Genomic DNA, 24562 nt, shown 5'->3' on the forward strand with positions numbered 1-24562 from the left:
TCAGCCGGGGGAACCGTTGCGCAGACGTATCAGCGTCAGTTGTAGCAGACGCGCATCGGCGCTGGCGCGGTGGCGCTGCACACCACGCTCGCTGCTGACCTGGGCCTTGACGGTATGCCACTGGTCAGCTTGCCGGTCGTTCAGCAGAGCACGCAGGTTATCGAGTTTGAAGCTCGGGCTCATGTCAGCCGCGTCAAACAGTGTGCCTATCCAGCTGTAGTCATTGACCCAGCCGTCCGAATACACGGTTTGGCCGGCCAACTGGGCGTTGATGGTGCGGGCCACATCCACCACAGATACCCCACGCTGCAAAATCAGCGCACGCGTGATGTGGTGGGTGGCTTCGGCCTGAGCGTCCCAATGGGTCCAATGGGCTTCAGGGCGTACCAGCGTACAGAAAGTATGGCCATTGGGCAGCACAAAGCCGATCTCGATCGGGTAGCTGTTGCGCCCGAAGCCGGATGCCTCAACGTCCAGCACAGTGGGCGGTAGGCTGGCGTCAAGGGCATGGGTCATATGCGCACATTTTGCATCCGGTTGGCCCTGCGACAATGGGTATTTTCCCCCTTAGACCCACCCCACCATGTCCAGCAGCTTGCTAGCCCTGATCGACGATATCGCCACCATTCTGGATGACGTGGCCGTGCTCTCCAAGGTCGCCGTCCAAAAAACGGCAGGTGTGCTGGGCGATGATCTGGCTCTCAATGCCCAGCAGGTAGCCGGCGTGTCGGCTGACCGTGAGCTTCCTGTAGTCTGGGCTGTGTGCAAGGGGTCACTGCTCAACAAGCTGATTTTGGTCCCCGCCGCGTTGCTGATCAGTGTCTTCATTCCCTGGGCAGTGACGCCGCTGTTGATGATCGGTGGGGCATATTTGTGCTTCGAGGGATTTGAGAAACTGGCGCATAAATTCCTGCACCACGACGAGGCTGCGCAGCAGGCCCACCGGTCTGAACTGTTGCAGGCCCTCAGCGACCCCCAGGCGGATCTGGTTGCGCTGGAGCGGGACAAGGTCAAGGGAGCGATACGCACCGATTTTGTGCTTTCGGCCGAGATCATCGCCATCACGCTGGGCACCGTGCAAACCCAGGCTTGGACAACCCAGTTGGCGGTGCTCAGCGGCATCGCAGTGCTGATGACCTTTGGGGTGTACGGCTTTGTGGCAGGTATCGTCAAAATGGACGATCTGGGGCTGCACTTAAGCCGGCTGCCAAACGGAGGGGGCATGCGCCGTGCGCAGCAGTCGCTGGGGCGGGGCTTGCTGGGCGCCGCACCGGGCATGATGAAAATCCTTGCTGTGGTGGGAACAGCGGCCATGTTCCTGGTGGGGGGCGGCATTCTGGTGCACGGCTTGGGGCCGCTGCACCACGCAGTGCAGGGCGTTATGGAACAGATCGGTACCAGCGGTGCCACGGCAAGGTTTGCACAGGCGATCTTGCCCTTGCTGGCAGAGGCACTCACCGGTGTCGCGGCAGGTGCATTGGTATTTGCCGGGCTGGACGCGGTTTCCCGCATGCGAAGCAAGGCGCGCGGATAGACGTCCAGCGGTCGCCAAGGCGACGGTTCGGGCGCCTATATTGCGTGGGCCTGTTGCTCGCGCATCCTCGTTGTGAATGCGCCAGCCGTCAGCGGCCGCGCAAAGTAGTAGCCCTGTACCTGTGCGCAGCCCAGCAGTGTCAGCAGATCGGCTTGTTCCTTGAATTCCACACCCTCGGCGACCACCGATAGACCCAGGCTGCGTGCCATTGCAATGATGGCCCCTGCGATGGCGGCGTCGTCCGGGTTGGTGTGGATATCATTGATAAACGAGCGGTCAATCTTGAGTTCGTCAATCGGAAAACGGCGCAGGTACGACAGGCTGGAATAGCCGGTACCAAAATCGTCCAGTGACAGTGATAGCCCCAATCGCTTGAGCGCTCGCAGGCTGCCCAACGTGCTGTCCAAGTCGTGCATCACCATGCTCTCTGTCAATTCCACAATGCACAGCGAAGGGTCGGCGCCGGTTTCCGCGAAGATCGCGGCGATGCGGTCGGTCAGGTCGTCCTGGCGGAATTGGCGGGCCGACATATTGATGGATACCCGCAGCGGCGCGATGCCCTGCTGGCGCCACTGCACCTGTTGCTTGCAGGCCTCCGTCAGTACCCATTCGCCCATCGGCAGTATCAAGCCAGTTTCTTCAGCCAGCCGTATGAACTCTATGGGATGGATCAAACCAATCTGTGGGTGCTGCCAGCGGATCAGAGCCTCGGCACCCACCACCTTGTGTGTCGCAAGATCAATCTTGGGCTGGTAGTGCAGCACGAATTCGCCGCGCTCCAGGGCTCGGCGCATGGCGCCCTCCATGTCCAAACGGCTGATGGCGGTGGAGCCCATCTCAGGGACGAACTGGCGCACGCTGTTGCGGCCCTGCTCTTTGACGCGGTACATGGCCATGTCCGCATACCGCAGCAGAATTTCACCGTGGTCTCCATCGCGCGGGTATAGCGACACGCCAATGCTGGCGGTCACGAAAATTTCACGTCCGGCTACCGTTGCCGGACGCGACAGTGTGTGCAAGATCTTTTCTGCAATCTGGTGCACTTCGTCCGGGTGCGGCAGGTCGGTAAGGATGATGACGAACTCGTCGCCACCCAACCGGGCAACCGTGTCGGTTTCGCCGACGCATGCGCTCAGGCGGTGGGCCACCTCTTTCAACAACGCGTCACCTGCGCTATGGCCAGAAGCGTCGTTGATGAGTTTGAAATGGTCCAGGTCCAGCAGCATCACGCCCAGCACATGGCCGTTGCGCTTGGCCCAGGCTATGGATTGTTCAATGCGGTCGCCCAACAGGTTCCGGTTCGCCAGCCCGGTCAAACTGTCGTGGTTGGATTGGTACTCCAGCGCGCGCTGGTAGCGCACGCGCTCGCTGATGTCGTTGATGACACTGACGAAATGGGTGGTGGCTCCACCGGCCAGATCATGTACCGGGGCGATATGGAGTTCGTTCCAGAACAGCGAGCCATCCTTGCGGTAGTTGCGCAACGTGGCTGAACCTTCGCGCTTTTCGCGCAGCGCCGCGCGGATGTGTTCCAGGTCAGGCTGGGAGAGGTCGTCTCCCACCAGGAAGCGCCCCTCCCGTCCCAGCACCTCTTCGGCACAGTAGCCCGTGATCCGCTCAAACGCCGGGTTGACATAGACGATGGAATGGTCATCTTGGTCGCTGCGGGTGATCATGATGCCGTTGCTGCTTGAGGCCAATGCCTTCTCATGCAGGTGACGGGTCTGGGCGTAGTCTGCGCGGCGCAGTTTGCGGTCGCTGACGTCTTGCTTGACTACCACCAAGTGGGTTGTGTGACCCTGGGCGTCGCGCAAGGTGGACACCAACCGCCGTTCCCAGTACACCGTGCCATCTCTACGCGTGCTTTGCACGTCCCCGTTCCAAACGTCGTCCGGTTGCTGGGACGCCAATAGATTGCGGTAGATGGCTTCGGTGGCTTCATCCTGTTGCCACGGGTACGGCCTTGCACCTATCACCTCGGCCTTGGAGAAGCCTGACATGTTCAGGAAGCCCTGGTTGCAATACTCCACGTCACCGTCGCGGTTCAAGACGACGATGCCAAACGGGCTTTGCTCAATGGCCTGCGTGAGTACCTCGGGGCGAACGGGTGTTCGATGTTCCAACGATTCGGTTGTGTCAGGGTTCATTGCCTAATCTATTTTTGTTGCGTCTACTAACGGACGCTTTCACACGCACGGGATTCTAGAGCCTTGGCGGCACCGGTTGCCGATGCTCATGTACAGTGGATGCGCACCTGTCGCCCGAGAGGTTCTTTTTTCTATTGAAGCAAATGCCTCCCGCTCTTTCGCCAACTGACAAGCCCGTTACCTCCCGCTCCGCAGCGTTTGGTCTGGCATTGGCGGCGACTGGAGCGGTTGCGTTCAGCGGCAAGGCGATCATCGTGAAGCTGGCCTACCGCCATGGGGTGGATGCGGTCACGTTGATCATGTTGCGCATGCTGTTTGCACTGCCGTTTTTTCTGGCGATGACCTGGTGGGCCAGCCGCAAGACGCCCCGCAACGCATTGGCGCCACTGTCGGCGAAGGACTGGCTGGGCGTGCTCTGGCTTGGCGTAACTGGCTATTACTTGGCGAGCTTTCTGGATTTTGCCGGGCTGCAGTACATCAGCGCTTCGCTGGAGCGGCTGATTCTGTACCTCAACCCCACACTGGTGCTGCTGCTGGGTTTTGTATTTGTAGGCCGGCGCATTGGGCGTGCACAGGCTATTGGCATGGCCATCAGCTATGGCGGCGTGCTGGTGGTGTTTGGCCACGAGGTGACGCTGCAGGGTGGTGATGTGGCCTTGGGCGCGGTGCTGGTGTTCCTCAGCGCGATCAGCTACGCGCTGTACCTGTTTTACAGCGGAGAAATCGTGCAGCGCCTGGGCTCTTTGCGCCTGGTGGGTCTGGCCACGTCGGTGGCCTGCCTGCTGTGCATCGCGCAATTTGTCATGTTGCGCCCGCTGGATACGGCATTCCATGTCGCGCCGCAGGTGGTCTGGCTATCAGTGCTCAATGCCACGCTGTGCACCGTGGTGCCGGTCATGCTGGTCATGATGGCGATCGAGCGCATTGGCTCTGGCCTGGCCGCCCAGGTCGGCATGGTCGGGCCGATGTCGACAATGGCCATGGGCGTGTTGCTGCTGGGTGAGCCCTTCACCGCCTGGCTGGTCGCTGGTACGGTTCTGGTGATTGCCGGCGTATTCGTGTGCAGCCGGGCGAGGGTATAGCGCGCACCCATTGGCGATCTTCCGTCAATTTTCTATACTTGCCCACAGTATCTGATTGGAGTTTTCATGTCCGACCTAGCCGAGTTTTTTGAGACCGCCAAGCTGCCCATCATGACCGAGGTGGCCCATTCGTTGGTGCGCACACTGAACGACCCGGACGCAAGCGCCGCCCAGATCGAGGCCATCATTTCCAAAGATCCGGCGCTGACGGCCAACCTGCTGCGTATGGCCAATAGCGCGCAGTTCGGTCTGAGTCGCCAGGTGCTGTCGCTAGAGCACGCAATCACGATGCTGGGCATGTCGCGCATCCGCTCGTTGGCACTGTCCACCAGCATCAGCACCGCCTTTCCCACCGTACCGGGGCTGGACCGCAAGGCCTTCTGGACCTACAGCATGGCCTGCGCTGGCTATGCGCAGTGGCTGGCCGGCGGCGCAGGGCTCGACCCGCAACAGGCCTGGCTGGCCGGCATGATGCTGCGCCTGGGTGAACTGCTGATTGGCCAACGCTCGCCCGACGCGCTGGTCGAGATCGAAGCACCAACCGCGCATGCACTTGCGCGGTGGGAGCGTGAACACAACCTGCTCGGCTTCGACGAAGTTCAAGTCACGGCAGTGCTGGCCCGCCACTGGAATTTCCCGGAGGCCATCGTGAATTGTCTACAGAGCGCCAGCGCGCCGATGACCGCCGAGACCTTCGACAAACTGTCCGGCGTCGTGCACCTGGCTGCGCTGCTGGCCGACAGCCCCAACCCCACGCCCGATCTGGTCAGTGAATTGCCGATGCCGGTCATCACCGCGTTGTCACTGGACCGCCACTGGATGGTGGGCCGCTTCCCCCGCGCCGAAAACTTCGTTGACGTAACGAGTCTTTAGAGGCAGACCCCCACGCTCCGCCGCTGCGCGAGTCGCCGCCCCACTACCAAAGGGGTCGCTGCGCACCCGTGGGGCTAAGTCGCCTTGGGGTGGCCCGGCGGCGAGTTGTTAAAACAGCTGCGTCAGGTGTACCGAGTCGGCAGTCTTCTCGACTTGTATCGTTGGGGGCCCGTTGCGCGCCAGGCGCAGCATGCGGGTATTGCCCGGCAGGATGTCGGCGACAAAGCCACGCAGCCCCCGTTTCTTGGCATGCCGCACCATGCTGCTCTGCAATGCAGTGCCCAGGCCACAGCCCTGCCAGTCGGGGTGCACCATGAAGGCCGTGTCTGCCAGGTTGGCCGTGGGGTCGATGAAGTAGCAAGATTGCCCGACGATCAACGACTCCTCGCGCGGCCCGGCGGTGGCAACAAATGCCACCTCGTTCTCATAGTTGACGTTGCATAGCCGCTGTACCTCGGCATTGGAGAGACCACGCACATGGCGGAAGAAGCGGGTGTAGACCTCGGCCTCGCTCAAGTGGTGGAACAGGTCGCGTATGCCCTGGGCGTCGCTGGACAGTGCGGGGCGCAGCATCACCGTGCGGCCGTCCTTCAGCGTGATCTTGGTCTCTTCTTCGACTGGGTAGGCGCGCAGGTTTTGCAGCGTCTGGTCGGCGCTGAGGTAGCCCAGCGCCTGGGCCTGCGCAAAGAGTTGGGGGCGGAACTGCGGGTGCGCCAGCTCGATCAGCGCCGTGGCGCGCTCGCGTATCGATTTGCCGAACAGGTAAGCGATACCGAATTCGGTGACCACATAGTGCACATCGGTGCGGGCAATGGTGGCGGATTCACCGGCCAGCAGCGATGGGCGTATGCGGGACTGAGTGCCCTCGGCGGTTGTCGACGTCAGACAGACGATGGGCTTGCCGCCGGGTGAGCGCGACGCACCCTGCAAAAATTCGCCCTGGCAGCCAATGCCACTGTAGAACTCGCCGCCGAACTGGTCTATGCAGACCTGGCCGGTCAGGTCCACCGAAAATGCCTGCGCGATGGCTACCATCTTGTGCTGTGCGGCAATGGCCGCAGGGTTGCAAACCGCGTCCATCGGTTCCATGCTGAAGAGGGGATTGCCGTCTATCAGATCGTACAGCGCGCGTGACCCCAGCGCCAGGCTGGCGACGATCTTGAACGGCTTGTCGGTCTTGCGTGCGCCGGTCAGGTTTCCGTTTTGCAGCAATGGGATGATGGCGTCGGAGATCAGATCCGAATGCACGCCCAGATCCTTGCGGTCCGTCAGGTACTGCAGCGCTTCATGCGCTACCTCGCCCAGGCCGATCTGCAGCGTGGAGCCATCGTCGATGATGCCGGCGATATAGCGCGCGATGCGCTGCACGTCGTCGGTCTGCACCGGCAAGCGCTTGAACTCGGTGACTGGTGTGCTGACCGGCACCAGATGGTCGATGCGGCTGACGTGCAGTGTGGAATCACCCAGCGAGCGCGGCATGGCCGGGTTGATCTCGGCAATCACGACGCGCGCGCGTGCCATTGCGGCAGGGATGATGTCAACCGATACGCCCAGGCTCACGTAGCCAAAGGCGTCGGGCGTGGACACCTGGACCAGTGCCACGTCCACGGCAATGCGGCCCAGCGCCATCATCTCGGGCACGCGCGCCGCCGACATCGGCACATAGTCCACCAGGCCTTGCTTGATGGCGGCGCGCATGTCGTTGCCGACAAAAAAGACCCGGTGCCGGAAACGCGTGGTGCTATGGCCGTTTGCGTCGTGGTCAAAGGCCCCCACGGTGAAGAAGTGCAGCAACTCCACATCTGCCGGCGGGCTGCGCATCTGCTCCAGCGTCTGCACCAGGCCGCGCGGCGCGGCGCAGCCGGTGCCCACAAACACATGGTCGCCGTTGCGAATATGTCCCAGCGCCAACTCGGCCGTGGTGACCTTGTCCGCAAACGGCTTCAGCGAAGGATGTAGTGTGGGTTTGCGTGCCATGGCTGCGTATCATCGGCCCTACCGCTACAGTTTGGCAACACGATTGCAGGAGAGACCACGATGGATTTGGGAATAGCAGGCAAATGGGCGCTGGTCTGCGGCGCCAGCAAGGGCTTGGGACTGGGTTGCGCGCAGGCGCTGGTGCAGGAGGGTGTCAACGTACTGATCGTCGCACGCGGCGCCGAGCAACTTGAAAAATCTGCTACAGAATTGGTAGCTGCTTACGCGCGTCCCACGGGGGCTAGCGTGCTATTCTGTGCACAAGATATCACGACTGCGGCGGGGCGGGCAGCCGTCTTTGCGGTGCGATCAGACTTCGACATCGTGGTGACAAACGCTGGCGGCCCGCCTCCCGGTGACTTTCGCGACTGGGACCGCGAAGCCTGGATCAAGGCGGTGGATGCCAATATGCTGACACCCATAGAACTGATCAAGGCCACCGTGGACGGTATGGCTGCGCGGGGCTTTGGTCGCATCGTCAACATCACGTCCAGTTCGGTGAAGGCGCCTATCGATGTGCTGGGCTTGTCCAACGGAGCGCGCAGCGGGCTGACGGGTTTTGTAGCCGGCGTGGCGCGCAGCAGCCTGGCGGCCAAGGGTGTGACGATCAACAACCTGCTGCCCGGTGTTTTCGACACCGACCGCATCAAGACCATGCTGGCCGCCAATTCCCAGAAGACCGGTCAGTCGGTAGAGGCGTTGGCCGATGCGCGGCGCCAGAACATTCCGGCACGGCGCTTCGGCACGCCGCAGGAGTTTGGTGCCATCTGCGCGTTTTTGTGCAGCCAGCAGGCCGGCTATATCAATGGGCAGAATGTGCTGGCCGATGGCGGGGCATATCCGGGCACCTATTAATGCGACCCCCTCGGGGGGGCAGCGAATTGCACGCAGTGAATGGGCGTGGGGCGCTATTTCTAGACGCCGGGGACCTGATCGGTGGGGTATTTCCAGAAGTCGCGTAGCAGGTAGTTCATCGGCAGATTCAGCGACGTATTTTTCGGTGGAATCGGTTTGGTGAACCAGCGGTCGTAGATGGTGTAAGCCTCTTTGGACACGATCAGGCGCTTCATCTCGTTGTCCAGGATCAACTTGAATTCCGGGTCGCCCTTGGACAGCATGATGGCCAGCGGTTCCACCGTCAGGAATTTGCCGATAACTTTCAGCTTTTCAGGCTCGGCACGGCTTGCAATCAGCCCGTAGAGCAAAACGTCGTCCATGACAAACGCGTCGGACTCGTTCTTTTCCACCATCTCTACACCGCGGGCGTGTTCCGGAGCTTCTTGCAAAACCAGGCGCAGCACACGTTCCCGGTTAGCCCGCTCGACAGCCTTGATGGGTGTAGATCCCTTGGTGGAGACAACCCGCTTGCCTTCCAGCCCAACGATGTCGGTGGCCGTTTCATTGGCGCGGACCAGGTAACGGGCACCGGTAATGTAATGGGGCACCGTGAACGCCACTTTGTTGCGCCGCTCGGCATTGTTGGTCGTGGAGCCGCACTCCATATCAACTTTGCCTTCTTCCACCATGGAAATGCGGTTGCTTGATGTGACCATCACATATTCAATGGTCAAGCTCTTCATGTCGAGCTTCTTCTTGACCGCGTCTGCTAGTCGGGCGCACAGGTCCAGTGCGTATCCCACTGGGCGCTTGTCGCCGTCCAGGTAGGAAAACGGCACTGACGACTCCCGGTGTCCTACAACAATCTTGCCGGTGGCGCGGATGTGGTCCAGCGTGGGGCCAGCGGACGCAATGGACGACAGGCACATCAGCGCCAGGCCAAGCGCCACAGGCGACTGGAGCCACTGAGCAGAGCGAAAAGATGTTTTGAGCATGCTGGTCTTCTTCGTAGTTTTTGGTGTGTCTGCCGCCACTGCGTGGATCCAACGCCCCGCAGCAAGAGTATCTGGTCGATGCCAGGCACTGTCCAATTCAATTCGCACATGGATCGATGTCTAAACTGTATTCTCGCGCATTCCTCTCTAACGGCCTGCGTTGAACTGGTGAATAATGGCCCAATCGCAAAACCAGCGTCCTGGGCGCAGGTATACCGGACACAGATGCCGCCGAATATGCAAACACCGTGCCAGCTGCGACGCTACACATTCGCGCCAGTGCTGTGGGCCTGCGCGTTGTCGCTGTGGGCAGCGTCATTGTTCGCCCAAACCGCCGCACCCGCGTCTGCTCCATTTGTTTCCCTCAGTGCGTATAAGTTGCGGGTGGTCGGCGGCCTGGCGGGGTTAAGCCAGTTCACGCGATGGGAAGAGCCGTTCTGGTCGCAGGAATTGGCACGCATGAGCGATGGCAAATTCAGCGCTGACATTGTGCCTTTCGACCGGGCGGGCGTACCGCAGGCCGAAATGCTGCACCTGTTGCAATTGGGAGTGGTCCCCTTCGGCACAGCCTTGTTAAGTTCGGTGACGGCGCGGGATCTGCCCTACACCGCGCCCGATCTGGCCGGGTTGAACCCCGATATTGCCAGCCTCAAAACCAGCGTGGCCGCCTTTCGTCCCTATCTCGAGAAGAATTTGCGTGAGCAGCACGGCATTGAGGTCTTGGCCATCTACACCTACCCAGCCCAGGTTGTGTTTTGCAACAAGGCCCTGGCAAGTTTGACCGAACTGGCGGGCCGAAGGGTACGGGTGTCGTCTGTCGCGCAGGCCGACTTTGTCAGCGCGCTGGGCGCGGTTCCGATCAATATCGCTTTCAGTGTTCTGGCCGCAGCCCTGAAGAACGGCAGTGTTGAGTGTGCGATCACCGGCTCCATGTCGGGCAATACGCTGGGCCTGCACACCATCGCCAGCCATTTGTACGCGATGCCGTTGAATTGGGGCCTGGCCATTTTTGGTGCCAATCGCGCAGCGTGGGAGTCGCTGCCCCCCGAACTCCGTGCACTGCTGCGCCGTGAACTGCCCAGGCTGGAAGCCTCCATTTGGGAAGAGTCTGAGCGCGATACCGCAGAGGGGGTCGCCTGTAACACCGGGTTGGGCCGCTGCGGGGCCGGGCGCAAGGGCGCTATGGTGCTGGTACCGGTTTCTGCAGAGGACGAGCGCAGGCGCCAGCAAATCTTCACCAGCAGCGTGCTGCCGCGCTGGCTGAAACGCTGCGGTGTGCGGTGCAGGGATGTCTGGAGCCAGACCGTTGGCCCAGCACGCAATATCGCCTTACCGGCAGCTCCATGATTTCTGCGTCTACCACGCGTATCCGGGCCACGGTGTGGGGTGTAGTCGCTGCCTTTTTGGTCGCGATCGCAGCCGGTGCCAGCTACCAGGTGTGGAACGCACGCCAGGTAGCCTTGGCCGAAAGCGAGGCCCAGGCCACGCGGTTCCTGTCAGGTGCCGAGGCCGCGTTCAACCGCGCCATGCTCAGCATCGACGTCTTGCTGGCCGGTACCGACGAATTCCTCGGGCTGTCCACGACCATTCCGCAATGGGTGGATGCCAACGCCGCCAGCCGCCTGCTGCGCAATGCCGCCAGCCAGAACCTTATGGTGCGTTTCGTTGCGCTGGTGGATGAAAAGGGTCGGGTGTTTGCGTCATCGGAGTCGTCTTTTGGCGCGCCTATGCAACGTGAACTGCCCCAGGTCTTCGTTGACGAGGCCATGTCCCAGCCCATGTCCACGCTGGTTGTCAGCGATGCGGTGGACAGCGTCACCAGCCAGGAGCGCGTGCTGTACTTTGGACGCTATGTCCGCATGGCCAACGGAAGCAACCTGCTGGCCGTGGCCGAGGTGCCGACTGCGATGCTGACATCGGTTTTGATGCAGGGCACGGACATTGCCGAACTGGAGGTCACGCTGGAGCGCGGTAACGGTCAGGTGTTGTTAGCTGTCCCGAATCAGGATGCCCGCAGCCTGAAAGACCTGACGCCGGGTCTGAGCACCGTGTCTGCGGCGGCCGGACAAAATGGTGCGATAGCACGCCTGAGCAATGTGCCCGCGTTATTGGTCACGCGCCCTTTGCTCTACCGCGATTTATGGATATCGGCAAGCATCCCCGTCGCGGCCGCACTGAGGGACTGGCGGTTTGACCGCAACATCCTGTTGGCTGCCACGTTGGTGTTTGGCGCGATGTTTCTGTTGGCGGGTGCGGTTGTTGTGGCGTACATGCACCGCATTGCATCCGCGCGCCATGCGATTGCGCAATCCAAGGGTACGCTGGACCAGGCGCTGGAATCCATGGTAAGCGGGTTTGTGCTGCTGGATGGGCAGCAGCGGGTCGTGCAATGGAACCGGCGTTTCGAGGAGTTGTTCCCGTGGACGCGGGGCAACATGCGGGTGCAGTTACCCTTTCGCAAGGTGCTGGAGGCTTCGGCCCTGCACCATCTGCCGCGAGCCAGCGCGGCGGAGCAGGGGCAGTGGGTGGAGCAGCGTGTGTATGCGCTGCTGACCAGTTCGGTCCCGCACGAGCAGGTGCTGCCCAATGGACGGCACATCGAGATCACCGAACGCTCCACCCCCGAGGGCGGCATGGTGATCACCTACCACGACGTGACTGCCATGCGCCAGGCCAGCGCCGAGATCGAGACGCTGGCCTTCTACGATGCGCTGACGGCACTGCCCAACCGCCGCCTGTTGCTGGACAGGCTGGCACAGGCCACGGCCGCGTCTTCTCGCACCGGCATGCTGGGTGCTCTGCTGTTTCTTGACTTGGACCATTTCAAGACGGTCAACGACACGCTGGGGCACGAAGTGGGTGATGATTTGCTGCAACAGGTGGCCAAGCGCCTGCGCTCCAGCGTGCGTGATGTGGACACGGTGGCGCGCTTGGGTGGCGATGAATTCGTGGTCATGCTCAAGGATTTGTCAAAAAACCCGCAGCACGCAGCCAAGTTGGCCCAGCATATTGGCGAAAAAATGCTGCTGACGCTGGAGCAACCCTACTTGCTGGGTGACCATTCGCACCGCAGCACTTGCAGCTTGGGCGCGACGCTGTTTGGCACGGAAGAGCACAACGCCGCCGAACTGCTCAAGCAGGCCGACATTGCGATGTACCAGGTCAAGGCCCGGCGCGGCAATGCTCTGTGTTTTTTTGATCCGATGATGCAGGCGGCAATCCAGGACCGTGCACGACTGGAAGTCGACTTGCGCACGGCGCTGCAGCGGGCTGAATTCACGCTGTTTTACCAGCCGCAGTTTGCGGGGGACGGACGCATGGTTGGCGCCGAAGCCCTGTTGCGCTGGAATCACCCCAAACAAGGCTTGTTGACGCCTGGGGCATTTCTGGCGGTGGCGGAGGAAAGTGATCTCATTGTGTCGATTGGCGATTGGGTACTGCGCGCCGCTTGCCAGCAGCTGGCGGCCTGGCAGGGCCATCCGCTGTTTGGCAGTTTGCAGTTGTCGGTCAACGTCAGCGCCAGCCAATTCCGCCAAAGCGATTTTGTGCAGGCTGTGATGGACGTGGTGGTGGCCTGCGGCATCGCACCGAACCTGCTCAAGCTGGAACTGACAGAATCGTTGATGCTGGACAAGGTGGACGACTGCATTGCCAAAATGGGCCAACTCAAAGACAGCGGCATACGGTTTTCATTGGATGACTTTGGCACCGGTTATTCGTCGCTGGCTTACCTCACGCGCTTACCGCTGGACCAGCTCAAGATCGACCAGTCGTTCGTGCGCAACCTGGGCGTGCGGCACAGCGATGGCCTGATCGTGCAAACCATTGTCGGCATGGCGCGTAGCCTGGATTTGGAAGTGATTGCCGAAGGCGTTGAAACACAAGCCCAAACAGAACTGTTGGCACAGTACGGCTGTGGGCTCTACCAGGGCTATTTGTTTGCCCGCCCGGCGCCGGTCGAGCAGTTGGAAGCGCTAATTGCGGCGCGATGACAGCACAATGCCCGCCACGATCAGCACGAAGGCGAGTGCGTGAAAGAGTTGGGGCGCCTCGCCGAGGAAAGCTGCGGATAAAAGTGCCGTAAATAACGGTGTGAGATTGATGAAAAAACCGGCAGCAGCCGGGCCTGCACGGGCCACGCCACCACCCCAGGCCGCGTAGGCAATTACGGCCGGCCCCGCGGCAATAAATAGCAATGCCGACAGCAGGGGCCAGCCCCATTGCAGCCGGGCATCCGTGATGGCCCACTCGGTGCCTGCAAACAGCAACGACCAACCCAGTCCAAACACAACCTGGCCCAGCAAAAACGTTGCCCAGTGCGCGCGCAGCGGGGCCGACTCGGGTGTGGGGTGGGCCAGCATCCAGCTGTAGTAGGCCCAGCCCATGCTGGCCAGCAGCACATACAGGTCTCCCGCGACCAGGTGCAGGCCCAGCAACAATTCCCACTGGCCCCGGCACAGTACCAGCACCACGCCTGCGATGGACAGCACAGCGCCCAGCATCTGCCGCGCGGACGCCGGTGTGCCGAAGAAGAAACGCCCAATCAGCAGCATCCACACCGGCGTGCTGGCCCCAACCAGCGTGACGTTGATCGGCGTGGACGTGTTAAGTGCCAGGTACAGCAGCGCGTTGTAGCCGCTGGTGCTGAGCAGGGCCAGGAACACAAAACGTCGCCACTGCGGCCACAACGGGCTGTCGCGTCGCAACACACTGCCGGCCAGTGGCAGCAACAGCAGGAAAGCGAACGTCCACCGCAACAGATTCAGCGTCATCGGTGAAATCAGCGGGCTGACGACCCGGCCCACCACCGCATTGCCCGCCCACAGCAGGGGCGGTATGGTCAGCAGCAGGGCAGCGGTGGGCGTCAGGCGGTGGGTCATGCGACGAATGTACTAGGCCATGCCCCGGCGATTGCTTGCACATTGCTTTCAGCCCCCTGCTGTAAATGACAAATCGTGGCACCATGTTGAGCGCTGCCCTTAGGGCACATCCATTCAACACAGGAGAGCACCGTGAGCCAAGCCCAGTCCCGAGCCATTCAGATCGACCAACACGGAGGCCCCGAGCAGCTCAAGCTGGTGCAGGTCAACGTGGGGGAACCCGGCATCGGCGAAATCCGTATCCGCCACAAGGCCGTGGGGCTGAATTTCATCGATGTCTACCAGCGCAGCGGCCTGTACCCGATGGCCATGCCGCTACAACTGGGCATGGAGGCCGCCGGCGTTGTCGAGGCGGTGGGCGAAGGTGTGACCCACTTGCAGGTGGGTGACCGCGCCGCCTATGCCAGCCAGCCGCCGGGCGCCTACTGCGACCTGCGCGTCATGCCCGCCAAGTGCGTGTGCAAGCTGCCCGACAGCATCTCCTTTGACACGGGTGCCGCGATGATGCTCAAGGGCCTGACGGCCCAGTACCTGCTGAAGAAAACCCTGCCGCAGGGCGGGCTGAATGCTGGCGATTTTGTGCTGTTCCATGCCGCGGCCGGTGGCGTCGGCCTGATCTCCTCCCAGTGGGCCAAAGCGCTGGGGCTGCGCCTGATCGGAACCGCAGGCTCTGCAGAAAAATGTGCGCTAGCCCTCGCCAATGGTGCAGAGTATGCTATCAATTACGCAGCAGAAGACTTTGCGGTCCGCGTCAAGGACATCACTGGCGGCAAGGGCGTCAAGGTGGTCTACGATTCGGTAGGCAAGGACACCTGGGACAAGTCGCTGGACTGCCTGGCTCCGTTCGGTCTGATGGCCAGCTTTGGCAATGCGTCCGGCCCGGTGGCACCCATGGCGCCCGGCATGCTGGGGCCAAAGGGTTCGCTGTACCTGACGCGCCAGACGCTGTTCACCCACATTGCCACGCGAGAGAGCACGCAGGCGATGGCCGACGATTTGTTCGCGGTGGTGCAGAGCGGCAAGGTCAACATCCACATCGGCCAGCGTTACGCGCTGGAAGACGTGCAACGGGCGCACCGCGAGCTTGAGGCACGCCAAACAACCGGCTGTTCGGTACTGACGCTATAGAGTAGGCCAATACAATCGGAGGTATTCCCTGAGTACCTTCCCATGAACACACCATTCACACAGCGTCTTCTCTCCGCCGCGGCCCTCGCCGTATTGCCCTGTTCCCTGGTGCTGGCCCAGACGCAGCCAGCGACCTCCGCTGCAGGCCCGGCGAGCGCCTCGCCCCAGAGCGTAGAGCGGGCCAAAGTCGACCGCGCGCTCAAGGAAGACGGCAATTGGTATTTCTCATGGGGCTACAGCCGCCAGCAGTACGCGCCGACCAATATCCACGTGTCCCAGCCCAGCCTGGGCAATGATTTCACGGTGAACCAGGTGTCGGGCAGCGACTTTCCGTCCAGCGTATCGGACACGCTGAGTTCGCTGACCCGGCTGGATCTGACCAACCCCCAGGAGAATGTGCGCATTGGCCGCTTCATGAACCCGGAGAAGACCTTTGCCATCGAGTTTTCGTTGGACCACAGCAAATACAACATCGACCTGAACCAGACCGCAGCGGTGAGCGGAACCATCAACAACCAGCCGTACAACGCGAACATGGTTCTGAATGCGCAGAACTTCAATTACACGCTGCACAACGGTCTGAACCACGTCATGCTGAATGCGGTCTGGCTGCAACACTTGTATGGACCCGAACAACAGCCGGGTGATCTGCAACTGATCAGCCGCGCCGGCGCAGGCATCCTGCTGCCGCATGCCGAAAACACGATCCTGGGCAACACCAACGAGGTAGGGCCGAAGAATGAAAACGTGTGCTGCTCGTCCAGCAAGGACTGGTGGCAGATCAACGGCTGGACCGCCGGTGTGGAGGTGGGTTTGCGCTACCGGGTCTACAAGACAATTTACGTCGAGCTGACGCAGAAATTCGCCTATGGCGCGCTCAAGAATGTGCCGGTGTACAAGGGCACAGCGGACCACAATCTTTGGATGAGCGAACAGGTATTCTCGGCTGGGTTCTTGTTCTAACCGGCACGCGGCTTAGCTGGCACCCTTCAACCTGAGGTGCGGGCTGCCTGGGCGGTCTGCGTAGGTAAAGGGGGAGCCCGCACAGCGGGCGGAGGACACGGAGCAGAGCGCCCAGGCTGCTCGCGCTGGCGAGCAGCGTTCAGCTCTTCCTGACTCGCAGCAACTCGTCCAGTATCAAACAGGCCGCGCCAATGCTGATGGCGCTGTCCGCCACGTTGAAGGCCGGGAAGTGCCCCCCCGCAAACATTGGGGCCAGCCAGCTCCAGTGGAAGTCCAGAAAATCGATCACATAGCCGTGCACCATGCGGTCCACGACGTTGCCGATGGCACCACCCAGAATGCAGGCCATTGCAAAGCTGAACAGCTTCTGCCCGGGGTGTGACTTCAGCATCCAGATGATGACCCCCGCCGCCACGCAACCCAACGCTGTAAAGAACCAGCGCTGCCAGCCCGATTCTCCGGCCAGAAACGAGAAGGCTGCACCTGGGTTGTGCAGGCGGACCACGTTGAAGAAGCTGGTGACTGGGGTGCTGTCACCCTCGTGGTAGTAGCCAACGATCAGCACCTTGGTGAACTGGTCCACCAGCAGGATGATGAAAGCCAGGCCCAGCCACTGCAGCAGGCCGCTGCCGGAAGACTTGTTGTTGCCAAATGGGGAACGTGCCATGTTTAGCCTTTCGAGGTGTCAGGCGTAGACACGGGCTTCGCCCGCGCCATACAGGTTGCTGGTGCAGCGGCCGCACAGCGTGGGGTGGGCCGCATCAATGCCCACATCTTCGCGGTAGTGCCAGCAGCGCTCGCACTTGATGGCTTTTGAGGCTGCAACCCCCGCGGAGAGCGCGTGACCAGCTATCAAATTGATAGCGGATGTGATGAACACAAACTTCAAATCCTCGCCCAGGCTGGACAACAGCGCATGGTCATCGGCATTCACGGTCAGCGCCACATTCGCCTGCAGCGACGAACCCACCTGGCCCTCGGCGCGCAGGATTTCGATGTCTTTGTTCACCGTTTCGCGGATCTCGCGGATACGGCTCCACTTGGCCAGCAGCGCGGTATCAGGCGCGGCGAACTGCACATAACCGTCCAGGAAAATGGACAGCCTGGTGGCCTCAGGCGTCTTGCCCTCGGTTCCCAGCACGGCCCAGGCTTCTTCCGCGGTGAAACTGAGGAACGGTGCCATCCAGCGCAGCATGGCCTGGGTGATTTGCCACAGCGCAGTCTGTGCGGAGCGGCGGGCAGGGCTGTTGGCGGCCGTGGTGTAGAGCCGGTCTTTCAGAATATCGAGGTAAAACGCCCCCAGGTCTTCGCTGCAATAGATCTGCAGTTTGGAGACCACGGGGTGGAACTCGTACACATTGAAGTGCACCAGGATGTCGGCCTGCAGCTGCGCCGCTCGGCTGAGCGCATAACGGTCTATCTCCAGCATCTGCTCCAGCGGCACGGCGTCCTTGCTCGGGTCAAAGTCGCTGACGTTGGCCAGCAAGAATTTCAGCGTGTTACGCACGCGGCGGTAGGTGTCCACGACGCGGGCCAGGATCTTGTCGTCGATGTTCAGGTCGCCCGAGTAGTCGGTCGACGCGACCCACAGGCGCACGATCTCGGCGCCCATCTTGCTGGTTACGCTTTGTGGCTCGACGGTGTTGCCCAGCGATTTGCTCATCTTGCGGCCTTGGCCGTCGGTGGCAAAGCCGTGGGTCAGCAGGCCGCGGTACGGCGCGCGGTCGTAGAGCGCACATCCCAACAGCAGCGAGCTGTGGAACCAGCCGCGGTGCTGGTCATGGCCTTCCAGGTACAGGTCGGCCTCGGGGCCTTCTGCGTGGAAGGGCGGGCGGGCGTACGCATCCTTGTGGCTGCCACGCAGCACGTGCTGGAAGGTAGAGCCGGAGTCAAACCACACTTCCAGAATGTCGGTGCTCTTGGTGTAGTGGGGTGCGTCGGCCGCGCCGAGGATTTCTTCAACCGTCACGCGGCTCCAGGCCTCGATGCCGCCCTTTTCGACGATGTCTGCAGCCTGGTCGAGGATGGCCATGGTGTTGGGGTGCAGCTCTCCACTGTCTTTGTGCAAAAAGAAGGGCACCGGCACCCCCCAGCTGCGCTGGCGGCTGATGCACCAGTCGGGCCGATTCGCGATCATGTCGCGCAGGCGGCCCTTGCCGTTCTCGGGGTAGAACTGGGTCTGCTCGATGGCGTCTAGCGCCAGTTGGCGCAGCGTCTTGGGTGCCTTGTCTTGGGTGAAGACACCAGGGCCTTCGTCCATGCGGATGAACCACTGGGCCGCGGCGCGGTAGATCACCGGCGTCTTGTGGCGCCAGCAGTGCGGGTAGCTGTGCTGGATGGGCTGCGTGGCCATGAGGCGGCCAGCATCGCGCAGCGTGTTGATGATGACGGGGCAGGCCTTCCAGATGTTCAGGCCGCCAAACAACGGCAACTCCGCCGCGTACTGTCCATTGCCCTGCACGGGGTTCAGGATGTCGTCGTACTTCAGGCCATGGGCCACGCAGCTGTTGAAGTCATCCACGCCATAGGCGGGCGACGAGTGCACGATGCCGGTGCCGTCGGAGTCGCTGACATAGTCGGCCAGGTAGACCGGTGCCAATCGGGAGAAGCCAGGGTCCACGTCGTACAGCGGATGCTTGAATTGCAGGCCGCCAAGCTTCTCGCCCTTGGTGGTCGCCACCACCGTACCGGTGGTGCCAAAACGTTCCAGCGACTTCTCGACCAGGCTTTGGGCCAGCACAAGCAGGCCGCGCGGTGTGTCCACCAGCGCATAGGTCAGCTCGGGGTGGGCGTTCAGTGCCTGGTTGGCGGGGATGGTCCACGCGGTCGTCGTCCAGATGACGATGAAGGCCGATGCCGGGTTGGCGGGCAGGGCGCTCAGGCCAAAGGCGGTGGCCAGCGCCTGCTTGTCGGCAGCCTCGAAGGCCACGTCCAGCGTGTCGCTCTTCTTGTCGGCGTATTCGATTTCGAATTCCGCCAAGCTGGAACCGCAATCAAAGCACCAGTAAACGGGTTTCAGGCCGCGGTAGACAAAACCGCGTTCGATGACGCGCTTGAAGGCGCGGATCTGGCCGGCCTCATTCGCCGGGTCCATCGTGCGGTAGGGGCGCTCCCAGTCACCCAGCACGCCCAGGCGTTTGAAGTCCTCGCGCTGCTGGTCGATTTGCTCTGTGGCATAGGCGCGGCTCTTGGCCTGCATGTCGTCACGGCTCAGGTTGCGGCCGTGCAGTTTTTCGATGGCGTTTTCGATTGGCAGGCCATGGCAGTCCCAACCGGGGATGTATTGCGCATCAAAGCCGCACAGTTGCTTGGACTTGACGATCATGTCCTTGAGAACCTTGTTCAGCGCATGGCCGATGTGCAGCTTGCCGTTGGCATAGGGTGGGCCGTCGTGCAGCACGAACAGCGGGGCGTTGGAGCGGGCATCGCGCAGGCGCTTGTAGAGGCCTTCCTCGTTCCAGGTTTTGACCCAGGCGGGCTCGCGCTTGGGCAGGTCGCCGCGCATCGGAAAGGGGGTGTCAGGCAGGTTTAGCGTGCCGCGGTAATCGACGGGTGCAGGAGTAGAGGAATCAGTCATGGTGGCTTGCTCAATCTAGAAATTCGGGTGGGGCCTGTTCGGCACAACAAAAGTTGCGCGGTGCAGAGGCAATACTCTCTTGTAAGAGAAGAGGTGACGCGGGGCAAGGTGCGTCGCTGACCATCAGGCTGGTCGGCCCGGTCAAATTCGGGCTGCGAACCAGGCCCGAGCATCATCGCAGTCCTGGTGTATGCCCTTGGTAAGGGCGTCCAGACCGTCGTATTTCAACTCGTCGTGTAGTTTGTGCAGCAGTTCCACCCGTATGATTTTACCGTAGGCCCCCTCCGGGCCCAGCACGGCGGGCCAGTCCAGGCAATGCGTCTCCAGTAGCACACGCCCGCCGTTCACGTCATCGGGGTCCAGCGAGGGGCGGACCCCCAGGTTGGCCACCCCCTGTATGGGCTTGTCGGCCAGACCATGCACCAGCACCGCAAAGATTCCGCTGGCGGCCGGTTTCCAGTGGGCAAAGCGCAGATTCAGTGTCTTGAAACCCAGTGTGCGGCCCAGCTTGCGGCCGTGCACCACATGGCCGGAGATGCAATACGGCCGGCCCAACAACCGCGCCGCCGCGGCCATGTCGCCCCTACCCAGCGCCTCGCGCACCGCCGAGCTGGAAACGCGCAGGCCGTGCACCTCGTAGCTGTTCATGCGGGCCACGTCAAAGCCCTGGGCGTCGCCCGCGGCGTCCAGAAAAGCATAGTCGCCAGCGCGCTGTGCGCCAAACCGAAAATCATCACCCACCAGCACATAGCGCGCGCCCAGGCCTTGCACCAACACGTTGTCAACAAAGGTCTGGGGCGATTGGCCGGCCAGCTTGGTGTCAAAGGGCAGCACGATGGTTTGGTCCACGCCACAGATGGCCAGGTCGTCCAGCTTGTCGCGCAGCGTGCCGACACGTGCCGGGGCCAGCTCGGGCTTCTTGAATTTTTCGGCAAAGAAGTCGCGCGGATGGGGCTCGAAGGTCAGCACACAACTGGGCACGCCGCGCTGCTGGGCCTCGCCGCGCAACAGCGCCAGCATGGCCTGGTGGCCGCGGTGCACGCCGTCGAAATTGCCTATCGTCAGTGCACAGGCCGGTGCCACGCCCGGATGGTTGAAACCGCGAAAAACCTTCATGGATTTGTTATCTTTTTGATAGCAAGCGACGCCGGGGGGTCGAGCGCCAGAAGCCAAGTTGTCACAGAAACAGGGTATATTGTGACGTAGCAGCCAAGGCCGGTTTCCTGCCATGCTGTTGCAGCCTGTTTCGCAGACCTGTAGTGTTGGGGACTGAGCTGATTCGCTTCGCGTAACTGCGGTCTGTGCCGCAACGTTTCAGGAGGGCGTGTTTTGAAAGTCTTGAAATTGTCGGCCCAGGGGCTACCCCAATCGTGGATTTCGCTGGAACAGGCGGTCATTCACTATGCGTCGGGCGAGGTGCGCTGGGAGTCCGGTGGCGAGGTCGCCGTGTTCCATGGTGGCCACAACGCTGTCACGGGCTTGCAGTCCATTATCAAGGTCAACAGCATCATCGGCACGCGTGGTGTGCCCAACATCAACCCGTTCCATCTGCGCCCCGGTTTAACCAATGGCAAGCTGTTCGAGCGGGACCGCTATGTGTGCGCCTACTGCGGCCAGCGCTTCCATGAACACGACCTGACGCGCGAGCACATCATCCCCTTTGCCCAGAAGGGCGTGGACACGTGGATGAACGTCGTCACTGCGTGCAAACCCTGTAACCACCGCAAGAGCCACCGCACGCCGGAGCAGGCGCACATGCCGCTGTTGTACACGCCGTATGTGCCCAGCCTGTGGGAAGATTTCATACTGCGTAACCGACGCATTCTGGCCGACCAGATGGAGTTTTTAATCGCCCACGTACCCAAGTCTTCGCGGCTGCTGATTTGACAATCCGCGCGATCCACGTGTTGGCGTAACAACTTGTTACGCAAATTGCGGGGCATTCTCAGCTTAATCGCCCTGCGCGCGCTCCCCACGGTTCGACTCCAAAGAGAAATGAACCACAATCCTCAGATAGTCTCCGATCCGTTTTGCACAGTCCGCGCGTGCGGGCACTTTTTTTCACCCAGACAGCCTTTATCGTGAATCGCGAGCAACCGAATTCCACTGTTAAACGCACCGGCACCGAGCCCCAGAACCCTGCGGTTCGGCTCGCGCGCATGCTGATTGCGCAAACCCTGGCTTTTTTTGCCGAGCACGAGACCAAAAACCTGAATTTGGTGCGCAACCGCCTGATGGATCTGGTGGACGACAAGCCGTCGTTGGGCCAGGGGCAGAACCTGCGTTCCGCCCACCTGCTGCTGGGCAAATATGCGCAGCAGTTCAACCGCGGCTTCCAGCAGACGCTGGCCGATTGCCTCAGTGAAGAGCTGACCGGCATCCTGCCCCAGCTGTCCCCATCCGGGCGCCCCAAAGCCGACGATGCCCTCGACGGCATGAGCCTGAGCTTGCTGGACGTGGGCGAGGTCGAACGCGTGCTGCTGCTGGACCGCGTCGCGCAACGCTTTGCGGCGCGTTACGACGCCGTGCTGGAGCCGCTGACCCAGCGCTTGAGCGTGCTGTTCGGCCACGACAAGACATCGGTCCATGACAACCCCTTCCAACCCATGGTGCTGCTGAAGGCTTTCGCCAGCGCCTGGGACAAGTGCGAACTCGACCCCCAGGCCAGTGAAGACCTGGTGCAGTCGCTGGACCCCAATTTCTGGATCGACCTGACGCCGCTGTACACCCAGCTGAACGATACGCTGGTGCGTGCAGGGGTGCCAGCCACGCGGGGGCTGCGCATCAAACACGGCAATAGCGCCCATGCGCCGCTGGGTCCGCGCTCGAACAGCATGCCGCTTACATCCCAGCCTGCGCCGCTGGGAAGTCCCGAGCACGGCCGCTCCGGCTTTGCCCCCATGGATGGCGGCAATGCTGGTGGCCAGCGCTCGGCCTGGGCCTCACTCGACAATGCGGGGCGTACGGTCGCCGCCCATGCGCGGCAGTTTTTGCAGCGACTGGGATTTGGCACCCAGGCCGCAAGCGCACACAGCGGCGGCGTCCACGCCGGTACTGGCCAAGCACCTCTGGGCGGGGGTGATGCCGACAGCGAAATCCAGACCCGCCCCCATTTTGCAGAAGCCAGCCCCGCGCTGATGGGATACCTGGGCGACCTGCAGGCCGGCGCCCGTGCCCATGCAGAGGCTGCCCCCCGCCAGCGCTACGAGGGTCAGGACCTGGCCGACCACAATGTGTTGCGCCAGATGCGCGACCGCGACGAGATCCGCCACGCGCCCGAGCTGGACCGCGGCACCGTGGACGCGCTGGCCGAGGTGTTTGACTTCGTATTTGCTGACCAGGCCATTCCGGTCCAGATGAAGTTCATCATCGGCCGCCTGCAGATCCCGGTGCTGAAGGCGGCGATGATTGACCGCGATTTCTTCTTGTCCGACCAGCACCCGGCGCGCCGACTCGTGGATACGTTGGCCGGAGCCTCGGTGGCCTGGGCGCCCGAGAAGGGCGAAGAAGACCCGCTGTATGTGCGCATAGAGCACACCGTGCAGCGCGTGCTGACCGAGTTCGAAAACGACCTGGCGCTGTTCGTCGACTTGCTACGCGAGTTCACCGAATTCCTGTTCGAGTCTGAGCAACAGGCCCAGGTCCGTGTGGAGCCGGTGGCCGAGCAGGAGCGCAGTGGCGAATCCTGGGACCAGGCGCTGGAGCATGCCGACGAGCTGATCCACGAGCGCATCCAGGCGCTGTCGGCCGAGCAGGCCGTGGCCCCCTTCCTGCTGCCCTTCTTGACCAACCAGTGGCGTGAGGTCATGGCCCGCGCTTGGATGGACGAGACAACCCGCGACGAAAATTATGCGCAGGCCACCAAGACCATGGAGCAGCTGATCTGGTCCATACAGCCCAAGACCTCCGCCGAAGAGCGGCGCGAGCTGGTGGCCATATTGCCGGACATGGTGCGCCAGCTCAACGCCGGCCTGGACACCATCGAGTGGAACGGCAAGCCCCGCGCCACCTTTACCCGCCGGCTCATCACCACGCACACGCTGGCCATTCGCCTCACGCAATCCATGCCGCTGGACACAGGCTCGGCCGCGCTGGAGAACCGCGAAGGCGAGGTCGCCATGCAGCAGCTGGACGAGCGCCGCGCCGTGCGCCAGTTCAACCAGCTGGACAACTTTGATTCGCTGGCCCAGGCGTTCAAACGCGGCATGTGGTTTGACGTGTCCATCGAGCAGGGCACCCACATCCGCTGCCGCCTCAGCTGGGTCAGCCCCATGCGCACGCGGCTGCTGTTCACCAACCGCGACGGCTTTGATGCCTTTGTGCGCTCAGAGCGCGAGGTCTCGGCCATGCTGCGCAACGGCCGCATGCGCGTTTTGGACAACGAGGCCATCGTCGGCCGTGCGCTGGACAAGATCATGGTCGGCACCGGTACCAGTGCTGGTAATGGCACCGGTACCGGCGACATGCAGATGGCCGCCTAGGCGTATCGAACGCCGCCGAACAGACGCTATACATTTGGGAGCGGCTTACGCTCCATCTGCGAGGGCTACAGCCCGATTCGATAAAATT

18 protein-coding genes are annotated in these 24562 nt (G+C 61.9%); 10 read left to right on the forward strand and 8 right to left on the reverse strand.

The window, feature by feature from the left end:
• Positions 1-516, reverse strand: coding sequence for a 3'-5' exonuclease (locus AC097P_RS08205; RefSeq protein ID WP_479609903.1), 516 nt, complete (start codon positions 514-516; stop codon positions 1-3).
• Between the two features lie 67 nt (positions 517-583).
• Here AC097P_RS08205 and AC097P_RS08210 point away from each other — a divergent pair, with 67 nt between their 5' ends.
• Entirely contained in the window at positions 584-1534 is a 951-nt protein-coding gene (locus AC097P_RS08210) for a DUF808 domain-containing protein (protein WP_479609904.1), read from the forward strand.
• Positions 1535-1569: 35 nt separating this feature from the next.
• Here AC097P_RS08210 and AC097P_RS08215 read toward each other — a convergent pair whose 3' ends face one another.
• Positions 1570-3681, reverse strand: coding sequence for a sensor domain-containing protein (locus AC097P_RS08215; protein WP_479609905.1), 2112 nt, complete (start codon positions 3679-3681; stop codon positions 1570-1572).
• 143 nt (positions 3682-3824) lie between these two features.
• On the opposite strand from AC097P_RS08215, the gene AC097P_RS08220 reads away from it, so the two are divergent.
• Both AC097P_RS08220 and AC097P_RS08225 read left to right on the forward strand, forming a co-directional pair.
• A complete protein-coding gene (locus AC097P_RS08220) occupies positions 3825-4763 on the forward strand; it encodes a DMT family transporter (protein WP_479609906.1) in 939 nt (312 codons plus the stop codon).
• Between the two features lie 66 nt (positions 4764-4829).
• A complete protein-coding gene (locus tag AC097P_RS08225) occupies positions 4830-5636 on the forward strand; it encodes an HDOD domain-containing protein (protein ID WP_479609907.1) in 807 nt (268 codons plus the stop codon).
• A gap of 108 nt (positions 5637-5744) precedes the next feature.
• Here the strand turns inward: AC097P_RS08225 and AC097P_RS08230 are convergent, their stop codons facing one another.
• On the reverse strand, positions 5745-7613 hold the full coding sequence (locus AC097P_RS08230; RefSeq protein WP_479609908.1) for a GNAT family N-acetyltransferase: 1869 nt from the start codon (positions 7611-7613) through the stop codon (positions 5745-5747).
• A gap of 60 nt (positions 7614-7673) precedes the next feature.
• Here AC097P_RS08230 and AC097P_RS08235 point away from each other — a divergent pair, with 60 nt between their 5' ends.
• A complete protein-coding gene (locus AC097P_RS08235) occupies positions 7674-8468 on the forward strand; it encodes an SDR family oxidoreductase (protein ID WP_479609909.1) in 795 nt (264 codons plus the stop codon).
• A gap of 59 nt (positions 8469-8527) precedes the next feature.
• On the opposite strand, the gene AC097P_RS08240 is transcribed toward AC097P_RS08235, so the two are convergent.
• Positions 8528-9445 (reverse strand): amino acid ABC transporter substrate-binding protein, encoded by a 918-nt coding sequence (locus AC097P_RS08240; RefSeq protein WP_479609910.1) that lies wholly within the window; start codon positions 9443-9445, stop codon positions 8528-8530.
• A gap of 237 nt (positions 9446-9682) precedes the next feature.
• On the opposite strand from AC097P_RS08240, the gene AC097P_RS08245 reads away from it, so the two are divergent.
• Both AC097P_RS08245 and AC097P_RS08250 read left to right on the forward strand, forming a co-directional pair.
• Complete coding sequence (locus tag AC097P_RS08245) at positions 9683-10792, forward strand: TRAP transporter substrate-binding protein (protein WP_479609911.1); 1110 nt, start codon at positions 9683-9685, stop codon at positions 10790-10792.
• A complete protein-coding gene (locus tag AC097P_RS08250; RefSeq protein WP_479609912.1) occupies positions 10789-13437 on the forward strand; it encodes a bifunctional diguanylate cyclase/phosphodiesterase in 2649 nt (882 codons plus the stop codon). Before AC097P_RS08245 ends, AC097P_RS08250 begins: the two co-directional genes overlap by 4 nt.
• Here AC097P_RS08250 and AC097P_RS08255 read toward each other — a convergent pair.
• Positions 13420-14325 carry a DMT family transporter gene (locus AC097P_RS08255; protein WP_479609913.1) on the reverse strand — a complete coding sequence of 302 codons (906 nt, stop codon included), beginning with the start codon at positions 14323-14325 and terminating at the stop codon, positions 13420-13422. The genes AC097P_RS08250 and AC097P_RS08255 overlap by 18 nt on opposite strands.
• Before the next feature lie 132 nt (positions 14326-14457).
• Here AC097P_RS08255 and AC097P_RS08260 point away from each other — a divergent pair, with 132 nt between their 5' ends.
• Positions 14458-15453 (forward strand): quinone oxidoreductase family protein, encoded by a 996-nt coding sequence (locus AC097P_RS08260; RefSeq protein ID WP_479609914.1) that lies wholly within the window; start codon positions 14458-14460, stop codon positions 15451-15453.
• 42 nt (positions 15454-15495) lie between these two features.
• Positions 15496-16416, forward strand: a complete 921-nt coding sequence (locus tag AC097P_RS08265) for a hypothetical protein (protein ID WP_479609915.1) — start codon at positions 15496-15498, stop codon at positions 16414-16416.
• 139 nt (positions 16417-16555) lie between these two features.
• On the opposite strand, the gene lspA is transcribed toward AC097P_RS08265, so the two are convergent.
• From lspA to AC097P_RS08280, 3 genes are all read right to left on the reverse strand, one after another.
• Complete coding sequence (gene lspA, locus AC097P_RS08270; protein WP_479609916.1) at positions 16556-17083, reverse strand: signal peptidase II; 528 nt, start codon at positions 17081-17083, stop codon at positions 16556-16558.
• A gap of 18 nt (positions 17084-17101) precedes the next feature.
• A complete protein-coding gene (gene ileS, locus AC097P_RS08275; protein ID WP_479609917.1) occupies positions 17102-19993 on the reverse strand; it encodes an isoleucine--tRNA ligase in 2892 nt (963 codons plus the stop codon).
• Positions 19994-20134: 141 nt separating this feature from the next.
• The gene (locus tag AC097P_RS08280; RefSeq protein ID WP_479609918.1) at positions 20135-21109 is read right to left on the reverse strand and encodes a bifunctional riboflavin kinase/FAD synthetase; all 975 of its coding nucleotides are present in this window, start codon (positions 21107-21109) and stop codon (positions 20135-20137) included.
• A 213-nt stretch (positions 21110-21322) separates the two neighbouring features.
• Between AC097P_RS08280 and AC097P_RS08285 the strand changes: the two genes are divergently transcribed.
• Both AC097P_RS08285 and AC097P_RS08290 read left to right on the forward strand, forming a co-directional pair.
• Complete coding sequence (locus AC097P_RS08285) at positions 21323-21880, forward strand: HNH endonuclease (protein ID WP_479609919.1); 558 nt, start codon at positions 21323-21325, stop codon at positions 21878-21880.
• A gap of 158 nt (positions 21881-22038) precedes the next feature.
• Entirely contained in the window at positions 22039-24474 is a 2436-nt protein-coding gene (locus AC097P_RS08290) for a DUF1631 family protein (RefSeq protein WP_479609920.1), read from the forward strand.
• The last annotated feature ends 88 nt before the right edge of the window (positions 24475-24562 follow it).

It is taken from the genome of Rhodoferax sp. ZS1R8 (assembly GCF_056521325.1).

Bases quoted from the DNA above. Each gene is read 5' to 3' on its own strand.
- lspA (WP_479609916.1), bottom strand. From the start codon at position 17,083: ATGGCACGTTCCCCATTTGGCAACAACAAGTCTTCCGGCAGCGGCCTG.
- AC097P_RS08210 (WP_479609904.1), top strand. From the start codon at position 584: ATGTCCAGCAGCTTGCTAGCCCTGATCGACGATATCGCCACCATTCTG.
- AC097P_RS08265 (WP_479609915.1), top strand. From the start codon at position 15,496: ATGAACACACCATTCACACAGCGTCTTCTCTCCGCCGCGGCCCTCGCC.
- AC097P_RS08215 (WP_479609905.1), bottom strand. From the start codon at position 3,681: ATGAACCCTGACACAACCGAATCGTTGGAACATCGAACACCCGTTCGC.
- AC097P_RS08225 (WP_479609907.1), top strand. From the start codon at position 4,830: ATGTCCGACCTAGCCGAGTTTTTTGAGACCGCCAAGCTGCCCATCATG.
- AC097P_RS08230 (WP_479609908.1), bottom strand. From the start codon at position 7,613: ATGGCACGCAAACCCACACTACATCCTTCGCTGAAGCCGTTTGCGGAC.
- ileS (WP_479609917.1), bottom strand. From the start codon at position 19,993: ATGACTGATTCCTCTACTCCTGCACCCGTCGATTACCGCGGCACGCTA.
- AC097P_RS08240 (WP_479609910.1), bottom strand. From the start codon at position 9,445: ATGCTCAAAACATCTTTTCGCTCTGCTCAGTGGCTCCAGTCGCCTGTG.
- AC097P_RS08235 (WP_479609909.1), top strand. From the start codon at position 7,674: ATGGATTTGGGAATAGCAGGCAAATGGGCGCTGGTCTGCGGCGCCAGC.
- AC097P_RS08250 (WP_479609912.1), top strand. From the start codon at position 10,789: ATGATTTCTGCGTCTACCACGCGTATCCGGGCCACGGTGTGGGGTGTA.
- AC097P_RS08245 (WP_479609911.1), top strand. From the start codon at position 9,683: ATGCAAACACCGTGCCAGCTGCGACGCTACACATTCGCGCCAGTGCTG.
- AC097P_RS08220 (WP_479609906.1), top strand. From the start codon at position 3,825: ATGCCTCCCGCTCTTTCGCCAACTGACAAGCCCGTTACCTCCCGCTCC.
- AC097P_RS08205 (WP_479609903.1), bottom strand. From the start codon at position 516: ATGACCCATGCCCTTGACGCCAGCCTACCGCCCACTGTGCTGGACGTT.
- AC097P_RS08255 (WP_479609913.1), bottom strand. From the start codon at position 14,325: ATGACCCACCGCCTGACGCCCACCGCTGCCCTGCTGCTGACCATACCG.
- AC097P_RS08280 (WP_479609918.1), bottom strand. From the start codon at position 21,109: ATGAAGGTTTTTCGCGGTTTCAACCATCCGGGCGTGGCACCGGCCTGT.